The organism is uncultured Kordia sp., from assembly GCF_947489565.1.
GTDB lineage: Bacteria > Bacteroidota > Bacteroidia > Flavobacteriales > Flavobacteriaceae > Kordia.
The window spans coordinates 1-9,693 of sequence record NZ_CANLEA010000043.1; the positions used below are offsets into that span (position 1 = coordinate 1).

General features: G+C 33.9%; 9 protein-coding genes. 2 read left to right on the top strand and 7 right to left on the bottom strand.

What is annotated here, in order from left to right:
- Window positions 1-182: 182 nt before the first annotated feature.
- Entirely contained in the window at window positions 183-617 is a 435-nt protein-coding gene (locus tag Q0845_RS27535; RefSeq protein WP_298521175.1) for a DUF1573 domain-containing protein, read from the bottom strand.
- Window positions 618-810: 193 nt separating this feature from the next.
- Here Q0845_RS27535 and Q0845_RS27540 point away from each other — a divergent pair, with 193 nt between their 5' ends.
- Window positions 811-3,531, top strand: a complete 2,721-nt coding sequence (locus Q0845_RS27540; RefSeq protein WP_298521161.1) for a valine--tRNA ligase — start codon at window positions 811-813, stop codon at window positions 3,529-3,531.
- Window positions 3,532-3,991: 460 nt separating this feature from the next.
- On the opposite strand, the gene Q0845_RS27545 is transcribed toward Q0845_RS27540, so the two are convergent.
- The 6 genes from Q0845_RS27545 to rsfS all read right to left on the bottom strand — a co-directional run bounded on the left by Q0845_RS27545 (window position 3,992) and on the right by rsfS (window position 8,754).
- On the bottom strand, window positions 3,992-4,252 hold the full coding sequence (locus Q0845_RS27545) for an acyl-CoA-binding protein (RefSeq protein ID WP_298521163.1): 261 nt from the start codon (window positions 4,250-4,252) through the stop codon (window positions 3,992-3,994).
- Window positions 4,252-4,899 carry a phosphatidylserine decarboxylase family protein gene (locus Q0845_RS27550; RefSeq protein ID WP_298521165.1) on the bottom strand — a complete coding sequence of 216 codons (648 nt, stop codon included), beginning with the start codon at window positions 4,897-4,899 and terminating at the stop codon, window positions 4,252-4,254. Before Q0845_RS27550 ends, Q0845_RS27545 begins: the two co-directional genes overlap by 1 nt.
- Window positions 4,889-5,710: a phosphatidate cytidylyltransferase gene (locus tag Q0845_RS27555; protein WP_298521167.1), complete on the bottom strand. Its 822-nt coding sequence runs from the start codon at window positions 5,708-5,710 to the stop codon at window positions 4,889-4,891. The genes Q0845_RS27550 and Q0845_RS27555 overlap by 11 nt, the downstream gene beginning before the upstream one ends.
- Before the next feature lies 1 nt (window position 5,711).
- Window positions 5,712-6,320: an LUD domain-containing protein gene (locus Q0845_RS27560; protein WP_298521169.1), complete on the bottom strand. Its 609-nt coding sequence runs from the start codon at window positions 6,318-6,320 to the stop codon at window positions 5,712-5,714.
- A 109-nt stretch (window positions 6,321-6,429) separates the two neighbouring features.
- The gene (gene ftsH / locus Q0845_RS27565) at window positions 6,430-8,364 is read right to left on the bottom strand and encodes an ATP-dependent zinc metalloprotease FtsH (RefSeq protein WP_298521170.1); all 1,935 of its coding nucleotides are present in this window, start codon (window positions 8,362-8,364) and stop codon (window positions 6,430-6,432) included.
- Window positions 8,365-8,382: 18 nt separating this feature from the next.
- Entirely contained in the window at window positions 8,383-8,754 is a 372-nt protein-coding gene (gene rsfS, locus Q0845_RS27570; RefSeq protein WP_007096979.1) for a ribosome silencing factor, read from the bottom strand.
- A gap of 92 nt (window positions 8,755-8,846) precedes the next feature.
- On the opposite strand from rsfS, the gene Q0845_RS27575 reads away from it, so the two are divergent.
- On the top strand, window positions 8,847-9,578 hold the full coding sequence (locus Q0845_RS27575; protein WP_298521173.1) for a biotin--[acetyl-CoA-carboxylase] ligase: 732 nt from the start codon (window positions 8,847-8,849) through the stop codon (window positions 9,576-9,578).
- Window positions 9,579-9,693: the final 115 nt, after the last annotated feature.

Consider the following 9,693-nt stretch of genomic DNA (forward strand, 5'->3'; position numbering starts at 1 on the left):
CGCTTTTTGATCGCTTCGCTTTTTGATCGCTTCGCTTTTTGATCGCTTCGCGTGTTATCTTAAAATACTTTTACATTTAAAATTCAACATTTAGCATTTAAGATTTAAAATTTCCTAAAATAAGATCAAAAAAAATGCCTCATCAACATTGACAAGGCATTTTATTTATAACGTTTCTCTTATTAGTTGTTAGATGATTCAACCTCAGATTTATCTTTCATCATAATGCTTTTCGATTTGCTAGGATCCACAATTTTTCCTTTAATCTTAATGGCTTTTGTAGGCTCATCTGCATTAGAATATACTGTAATTGTCTTTCTAATTGGTCCAACACGCTTTGTGTCATACTTTACTTCAATAACACCATCTTCACCAGGTAAAATTGGCTTTTCTGGTTTTTTTGGAATTGTACATCCACAACTAGAGTATACTCTTGTGATCACTAAAGGTGCATTTCCAGTGTTCGTGAATTCAAAGACACGTACGCCATCAGCTCCTTTTTCAATAGTTCCGTAGTCAATTGTTTCTGACTTAAACTTTATTTTTGCAGTCTTATCCTGTGCTTGTAAAGCAATGGTAAATAGACCTACAAATAGTATTGTAATTATTTTTTTCATCATTCTTGTATTTAGTATTAGCGTAAAATTAGGTGCTTATTTATAATTTTACAAAATTTATTTCACAAAAAACAAAGTAATTGGTATCAATTGCACATATTTAACAATTAAATGCAAAAGTGATAAAACACTTTTTAAATAGTATAGATATAAGTACTTTTGTCAACTTAAATATTACAAAAACAATACCAAAATGAGTATTCAGAAAAAGTATGATCCAAGTCAGATCGAAGACAAATGGTACCAATATTGGATGGAAAACAACTATTTTCATTCAGAACCGGACGAACGTGAAGCGTATACAATAGTAATTCCGCCACCAAATGTCACAGGAGTCTTGCACATGGGACACATGCTAAATAATACCATTCAAGATGTATTGATACGACGTGCGCGTTTGAAAGGATATAACGCTTGCTGGGTTCCCGGAACCGATCATGCCTCTATTGCTACGGAAGCAAAGGTTGTAAATAAGCTGAAACAAGAAGGTATTAAAAAGTCCGACTTGTCTCGCGAAGAATTTTTAGGACATGCTTGGGAATGGACGCATAAACATGGCGGAATCATTTTAGAGCAACTTAAGAAATTAGGTGCTTCTTGCGATTGGGACAGAACTAAATTTACAATGGATGACGATATGTCAGCAGCTGTCATCAAGACATTTGTTGATTTGTATAGTAAAGGTTTGATTTACCGCGGATATCGTATGGTAAATTGGGATCCGGAAGCTAAAACAACACTTTCTGATGAAGAAGTAATTTATGAAGAAAAGCAAGGAAACTTGTATTATCTGTCGTATGCAATTGAAGGAAGTGACGAAAAAGTAACGATCGCTACAACACGTCCTGAAACCATTTTGGGTGATACTGCAATTTGTATCAATCCAAATGATGAACGGTATACACACTTAAAAGGTAAAAAAGCAATTGTTCCATTAGCGAACAGAGTCATTCCTATTATTGAAGACGAATATGTAGATATCGAATTTGGTACAGGTTGCTTAAAAGTAACGCCTGCGCACGATGAAAATGATAAAGTATTAGGAGAAAAGCACAAATTAGAAGTAATTGATATTTTTAATGAAGATGCAACGTTGAATAGCTTCGGATTGCACTATGAAGGAAAAGATCGTTTTGTAGTTCGTAAAGAGATTTCGAAAGAATTAGAAGAAAAAGGATTCTTAATCAAAACGGAACAACATATCAATAAAGTAGGAACTTCCGAAAGAACCAAAGCAGTCATTGAACCAAGATTGTCAGATCAGTGGTTTTTGAAAATGGACGATTTGGTAAAACCAGCTTTAAAAGCGGTATTGGAAGATGAAGAAATCAAATTATTTCCTAAGAAGTTTGAAAATACGTATCGCCACTGGATGGAAAATATTCGCGATTGGAATATTTCACGTCAGCTTTGGTGGGGACAACAAATTCCTGCGTATTATTTTGGAGATGGAAAAGAAGATTTTGCTGTTGCTGAAACGAAAGAAGCAGCATTGGCTTTGGCGATAGCAACGACAGGAAATGAAAACTTAACACTAGATGATTTACGTCAGGATGAAGATGCTTTAGATACTTGGTTTTCTTCGTGGTTGTGGCCAATTAGTGTTTTTGATGGAATTCGCCATCCTGAGAATGAAGAAATTCAATATTACTATCCAACAAATGACTTGGTAACTGGACCAGATATTTTATTTTTCTGGGTTGCCCGAATGATTATTTCTGGATATGAATACCGCGATATGAAACCATTTACCAATGTATATTTAACTGGTTTGGTTCGTGACAAGCAAGGACGTAAAATGTCGAAGTCATTAGGGAATTCTCCAGATGCTTTAAAATTAATAGAAGAATTTGGAGCCGATGGTGTTCGTGTTGGATTGTTGTTAAGTTCTGCTGCAGGAAACGATTTATTGTTTGATTTTGATCAAGTAGATGACAAAGGAGAGGTTTTAAAACCGAAAGAAATCAAAGCATGGAAAGAAGCAGGAAAAGAGCCTATATACACGTCTAAATTGTGTATGCAGGGAAAAGGATTTGCAAATAAAATATTTCAAGCATACAATTTAACGCAAATTTGGGAAGTAAGTGAAGATGCTGTACAACCAGAAGTTGCTAAAATTGCTATTGAGTGGTATCAATCAAAATTCCAAAAGGCATTAGTTGCTCTGGAAGATCAGTATAGTAAATACAGAATTTCGGATGCATTGATGATTACGTACAAACTTGTTTGGGATGATTTCTGTTCGTGGTTTTTAGAAATGGTAAAGCCAACGTACGGTTCGCCAATTGATAAGAAAACCTATGATATGATACTTTCACTTTTTGAAGATAATTTAAAAGTATTACATCCATTTATGCCATTCCTAACGGAAGATATTTGGCAGCGTATGGCAGAACGTTCTAAAGAAGAAGCATTGGTTGTTTCTAGCTGGCCAGAAAGCGCTAAAAGTGACTCAAAATTGATCACAGATTTTGAAATGATTCAGGATGTGGTTTCTGGAATTCGTAAGATTCGTAAAGAGAAAAACATTGCAAATAAAGATGCCATCTCTTTAACGGTTATGAATAATGAAAATGCTACAACTACGTTAGATACTGTGATTGCAAAACTAGCGAATGTAGAAAATATTAGCTACAGTGACGAAAAACTAGAAGGCGCTTTATCATTCCGTGTAAAATCGAATGAATATTTTATTCCAATGGAAGGAGCAATTGATATTGAAGCTGAAGTTGAAAAACTTACTAAAGAATTGGAATATGTAGAAGGTTCTTTGAAAATTGTTCGTAAGAAACTATCCAATGAGCGTTTTGTAAGCAATGCGCCAGAGCAAGTGGTTGCTAGCGAAAAGAAGAAAGAAGCAGATGCGATTGCTAAAATTGAAACGTTGAAAGCGAGTTTGGAATCGCTTCGTTAGTTTGTTGTTTGAAACTAAATAGATCAACAATCGTTAATTGTACATCAAAGCGTCATTTCGAGTGAATTTGTGGAACAAATTTGTATCGAGGAGTGCTAAGAAACGAAATTTAATAATCATAAATTAAAACCATGTACAGAAGTAATTTTGTATGTGGTTTTTTGTTTTTTACCACGAATTCACGAATTTTTTAGCTTGTTTTTCGGCACGAGTTTAAAATGATTTTTCCACGTCATGCTGAACTCGATTCAGCATCACATAAAATCAAAATACTAATGTAGTAAGAGTGCATGCATCAAAATATTCTCGATACATTTTTTTATTTCACTGCAAAAATCACTCGAATTGACGTTTAATACATCTGAATAATAATTAGTGATTCTAACAGCGACAGCGATACTAAAGCGAAGCGTGTCTAACAATCTAACAGCGATAGCAATCTAATTAAGTCTAAAAAAGGTTATTTTTCAAAATAAGAATTCACCAATTCGATATACGCTATTTTGGCTTCTTCTGGAGAGATGTCTTGCATTTGCAACAATGCATTCATTTTAAAAGCGTTGATAATTGGGCGACTACTACTAGGTTTATCATCATTATTAGTGGCACGCTTGTAGTATGCATACAAACGCAATAAGAAGTCTGCAGCAAAGGAATCTGTGCAGTTGTTGACACGTTCAACTGCTTCAAAAAATTCTATGTCTAAATTAGAAGCACTCATTATTTCATAGCAATTACATCAACGCCGCCTTTTACGGTTTGATTCAGTTGTACGTTAATGTTCGTATCTAAAGGTAAAAACAAATCTACACGCGATCCAAATTTAATGAATCCAGCATCTTCTCCTTGTATCGCTTGTTCGCCTTCTTCGGCATAGTTGACAATTCTTCTCGCCAATGCACCAGCAACTTGTCTGTATAAAATAGCTCCGTACGTTTCATTTTCAACTACAATCGTAGTGCGCTCATTTTCTTCAGACGATTTTGGATGCCAAGCTACCAAGTATTTCCCAGGATGGTATTTGCTATATTTTACAGTTCCTCCAATGGCATATCGAGTAACATGTACATTGATTGGTGACATAAAAATGGATACTTGCAAACGTTTTTCATTAAAGTATTCCTTTTCAAAAACTTCTTCAATCACAACCACTTTTCCATCAACAGGAGCAATGACATGTGCGTCATTTTTAGGTGTAACACGCTTTGGATTTCTAAAAAATTGTAGAATCAAAATTAAAAATACAACGGCAACACCTTGTAATAGATATTTCAGCCAAGCAATATCTATCTTATCCGCAGTAAGGACAATAGCTGCAACAATAATAAATGTTACAATGATAATCTTATAACCTTCTTTATGAAACATAATGTAATATCTTTAAAAACAAATAAATAAATGGTGCTGAAAATATCATGCTGTCCAATCTGTCATAAATGCCACCGTGCCCTGGTAATATAGAACCACTGTCTTTTACGTTTGCTTGTCTTTTAAACTTCGATTGAATCAAATCACCAATAGTTCCAATAGAACTGATGATGATCGCCATAATTAGCCAGCTGCTAAAATTTAACGTATCTGTAAATTTAAATATAAAATAACTAGCAATACAAGAAAAAAGTAATCCGCCTAAAAAACCTTCTACCGTTTTCTTGGGTGAAATTCGTTCAAATAATTTCTGCTTCCCAAAGTTTTTCCCTGTGATATATGCAAAAGAATCATTTACCCAAACTAAGATAAAACTCCCTAAAATAATATACGGTTCATAGGTTTCCGTTGCATTTGGTATCAATAATAAAAACGCAAAACTACTACTCATATAAAAGGTAGTAAGCAGGTATTTTTTGAATTCGAATTGCGGAATTATTTTTTTGCTGAATAAATCTCGAATTAAAAATAAAGACACAAATATGGAAAATACCAATAAAATTAGTGTGGCTTCTTTGATTTTTAGTTCAGGTTGTAGTTGTTTCCAAAACACAAAAACGCCAAGTGTGACTAAAAAGATAATATATTGTATGAAACCCTTTAAGCCAATGAGTTTGCTAAATTCATACATACACAATAATCCAAAAATGGTAAATACAGCGAAAATAGCTGATTGTGAGTAGTATACTGAAGAAATTAATAGTGTTACAAAAATTAATCCAGTCAAAGATCGAGTCAAAAATTCTTTCATTCTAGAGGTCTTCCAATAGCAGCAAATATAAGTTTTTTGAGCTACTTCCATACGATAAAAAGTCCTTTTCTTCTTGTACTTGAAAATGCTTGATTGTAGTGATGTTACTTGGAATATTAGATTTGTATTTGCCTTTAATACCACGCAACCCTTCTCCAATAGTGGTTACCAATTGACTAGTAGTGGCAAGGACGACAAAATTATCTGGTAAATCGTTAAGTTTTTTTTCTTTTATTTGGTTAGAACAAACTAGAATTGAACCATTATCAGCAATTAAATATTCACAAGAACACAAGTAGAAGCTTGCATTCATGTTGATACGAGAAAATTTCATATCAAAATTGTCAAATCGCTCTTGCAATTCATTGTCAAAACATAAAACATCTTTTCCTTCCCAGTTATTCTCTAAAAGGATATTTTCCAAACTATCATATATGTCCGTGTAGGAATCACAGTATAAAAACTTCCCTCCATTCTTACGGAAATTAATCGTAAAACGTTCATCAATAGGAAGTTGAATTTGTGGCATATATTTTCCGCGCTCTTCCGCAGGATTCGTTTCCTGTTGAGGTTTGGATTTGGAGCCGAAAATTTTTTTGAAAAGACTCATGGAGTCAATTGTAGTTTATGATTTGGAATTATTTAATGTAAAGATAAAAAATCTCGAATTATACTAAAGATAATTCGAGACTTTTTAAATAAATGTTCACTAAAATGAACTATTCTTCTTCCGAATATTTAATTTCGTCAGTTTTTTCATATGGTCTTTGTCCAAATAACTCTTCAAGATCATCTCTAAAAATCACTTCTTTTTCTTTTAACCTTTCGGCAAGAAGGACTAATAGATCTTTTTTGTCTTCCAATAAGTCAATAGCTCTTTGGTATTGTGTTTCTATAATGTCTTTAATTTCTGAATCAATTAACTCAGCAGTTCGTTCGCTATATGGTTTTGTAAAACCTTGTCCATTAGGATCGTAATACGTAACGTTTCCTACTTTTTCATTCAAACCAAAAACGGTAACCATTGCTCTTGCTTTTCTGGTAACACTTTCAAGATCGCTTAATGCACCTGTAGAAATTTTGTCAAACATTAATTTCTCAGCAGCACGTCCACCCATAGTCACACAAATTTCATCTAAGTATTTTTCTGTTCTAGTTAGGTGCGACTCTTCTGGTAAATACCAAGCAGCTCCAAGAGAACGTCCACGAGGAACGATCGTTACTTTTACAAATGGATCGGCATATTTTAAGAACCAGCTTACAGTAGCATGTCCAGCTTCGTGATAAGCAATTAATTCTTTTTCTTCTTTAGAGAAAATTTTACTACGCTTTTCTAATCCACCTACAATTCTATCAACAGCATCCAAAAAATCTTGCTTTTCAACAGCTTTCTTTTCTTTTCTTGCAGCAATTAAAGCAGCTTCATTACAAAGGTTTGCAATATCTGCTCCAGAAAAACCTGGTGTTTGCTTCGCTAGGAAATCAACTTCTAAGCCTTCTGCTTTTTTCAATGGTTTTAAATGTACCTTAAAAATAGCGCGTCTTTCGTTAAGATTTGGCAATTCTACGTGAATCTGTCTGTCAAAACGACCTGCACGCATCAAGGCTTTATCTAAAATATCTGCACGGTTGGTTGCTGCCATTACAATTACATTTGTATTGGTACCAAAACCATCCATTTCAGTTAATAACTGGTTTAATGTATTCTCACGTTCGTCATTTGAACCTGTAATATTGTTTTTTCCACGGGCACGTCCAATAGCATCAATCTCATCAATAAAAACAATTGCAGGCGATTTTTCTTTGGCTTGTTTGAACAAGTCACGTACTCTTGAAGCACCAACTCCAACAAACATTTCAACGAAATCAGAACCAGAAAGCGAGAAGAAAGGTACTTTTGCTTCTCCAGCAACTGCTTTTGCTAATAAAGTTTTACCTGTTCCCGGAGGTCCTACTAATAAAGCTCCTTTTGGAATTTTTCCTCCTAAAGCAGTATATTTTTCAGGATTTTTCAAGAAATCTACAATCTCCTGTACTTCTTCTTTAGCACCTTCCAAACCAGCAACATCTTTAAACGATGTTTTCATGTCTGTTTTTTCATCAAACAGTTTTGCTTTCGATTTTCCAATATTGAAAATCTGTCCGCCGCCGCCGCCAGCGCCGCCGCCAGACATTCTACGCATGATGAAAATCCAAACTCCAATGATTAATACAAACGGTAAAATGCTAAAAATAAAGCTAGAAATGGTATTGTCTTGCTGATCGGAAGCAATTTCATAATCTAATTTCTTACTCTCTTTAGCTTGGTTTAGAAAATTTTCAAAATTTTCAAGATTCAAGTATTTGATTGAAAAATCTGGATTATCGCCCATAGAGAAGATACTTGATCTTTTATTGACGATTCCTTTATAAATATCTTTTTCAGCTGCGCCATCTTTTAAGTAGATGCGAGCAACTTTTGTATTTGTTACGACCTCAATTTTCTTAATATCATTGTACTGAACAAGTTCTTTAAATTTAGAGAAACTTACTTTGTCAGCTGATCCAGAGTCATTTGAAAGTATTAAGAAAAGGAGAAAAACTCCGATTAAACCATATATCCAATACGGACTAAACTTAGGTTTTTTTGTCATGTTATTGTTGTCTCTTGCCATTAAATTAAAATGTAATTTTTAATAATTTGCTTGAATAGAAGTTACTTTTGCATCTCCCCAAAGTCCTTCGATATCATAAAACTCTCGGATGTGTTTTTGAAATACGTGTACTACTACGTTTACATAGTCCATTAAAACCCATTCTGCATTTTCAGCACCTTCTATGTGCCAAGGTTTGTCTTTTAGTTCTTTACTAACCATTTTTTGAACTGAACCTACAATGGCGTTTACCTGAGTATTAGAAGTACCATTGCATATTATAAAGTAGTCACAAACTGTATTATCTATTTCGCGTAAGTCTAAGATGGTGATATCATTTCCTTTTACTTCTTCTATCCCTTTTATGATGCCTGTAATCAATTGATCAGTGCTTACCTTAGTTTTTGTCATTCAATTATTTATATTTTATACAAAAGTATTACTTTTAAATGTTATTTGTAACTCCTTTATCATAAGAATATCTAAAGTTTTTTAAATATACGATGAAAATAATCAAACTTGATGCCATTGATTCCACCAACACCTACTTACGACAGCTTAGTTTGGAAGAAAAGTTAGAGGACTTTACAATTATTACGGCTGCTTCTCAAACTGCGGGAAAAGGTCAAATGGGTACAAAGTGGGACTCTGAAAAAGGCAAAAACCTTACGTTTAGTGTGTTTAAAAAGGTTTCTTGTTTAGAAAATGAGGAGCAGTTTTACATCAGTATAGCCACTTCTTTGGCAATTTATAAGGCATTAAAGCACTTCCAAATTCCCAAATTAGCAATTAAATGGCCAAACGACATTTTGTCAGAGAATCAAAAAATATGTGGGATTTTGATTGAAAATGTCATACAAAATAGCAAAATGACAGCAGCCATTATCGGAATTGGCTTGAATGTGAATCAGACTGACTTTGACATAAACTTGAATGCTTCGTCTTTAAAAAAGATTAGGGGAATTCATTTTGACTTGGATGAAGTAATGTTTCATATCGCCTCACAGTTAAAAAAATATGCTGCATTGATTACAGAACGTTCATTGGATGTACTTAAAGAAGAATACGAATCTTTATTATTTCGAAAAGACAAACCTTCTACTTTTCAAAACACAAACGGAGAATTGTTTATGGGATTTATTCAAGGTGTTGCCGAAAACGGAAAACTCAATGTTTTATTGGAAGATGAGATTATGACAGCTTTTGATTTGAAAGAGATTAAGTTGTTGTATTAGGTTAGACTCGCTTTGCTTTTTAGTATCGACTTCGCCTTTTAGACACGCTTGCGCTTTGGTATCGCTTCGCTCTTAGACGCGGCTTTGCCTTTTAGTATTTTAGTAGCTGGCTAAT

Bases quoted from the DNA above. Each gene is read 5' to 3' on its own strand.
- Q0845_RS27535 (WP_298521175.1), bottom strand. From the start codon at position 617: ATGAAAAAAATAATTACAATACTATTTGTAGGTCTATTTACCATTGCT.
- Q0845_RS27540 (WP_298521161.1), top strand. From the start codon at position 811: ATGAGTATTCAGAAAAAGTATGATCCAAGTCAGATCGAAGACAAATGG.
- Q0845_RS27545 (WP_298521163.1), bottom strand. From the start codon at position 4,252: ATGAGTGCTTCTAATTTAGACATAGAATTTTTTGAAGCAGTTGAACGT.
- Q0845_RS27550 (WP_298521165.1), bottom strand. From the start codon at position 4,899: ATGTTTCATAAAGAAGGTTATAAGATTATCATTGTAACATTTATTATT.
- Q0845_RS27555 (WP_298521167.1), bottom strand. From the start codon at position 5,710: ATGAAAGAATTTTTGACTCGATCTTTGACTGGATTAATTTTTGTAACA.
- Q0845_RS27560 (WP_298521169.1), bottom strand. From the start codon at position 6,320: ATGAGTCTTTTCAAAAAAATTTTCGGCTCCAAATCCAAACCTCAACAG.
- ftsH (WP_298521170.1), bottom strand. From the start codon at position 8,364: ATGGCAAGAGACAACAATAACATGACAAAAAAACCTAAGTTTAGTCCG.
- rsfS (WP_007096979.1), bottom strand. From the start codon at position 8,754: ATGACAAAAACTAAGGTAAGCACTGATCAATTGATTACAGGCATCATA.
- Q0845_RS27575 (WP_298521173.1), top strand. From the start codon at position 8,847: ATGAAAATAATCAAACTTGATGCCATTGATTCCACCAACACCTACTTA.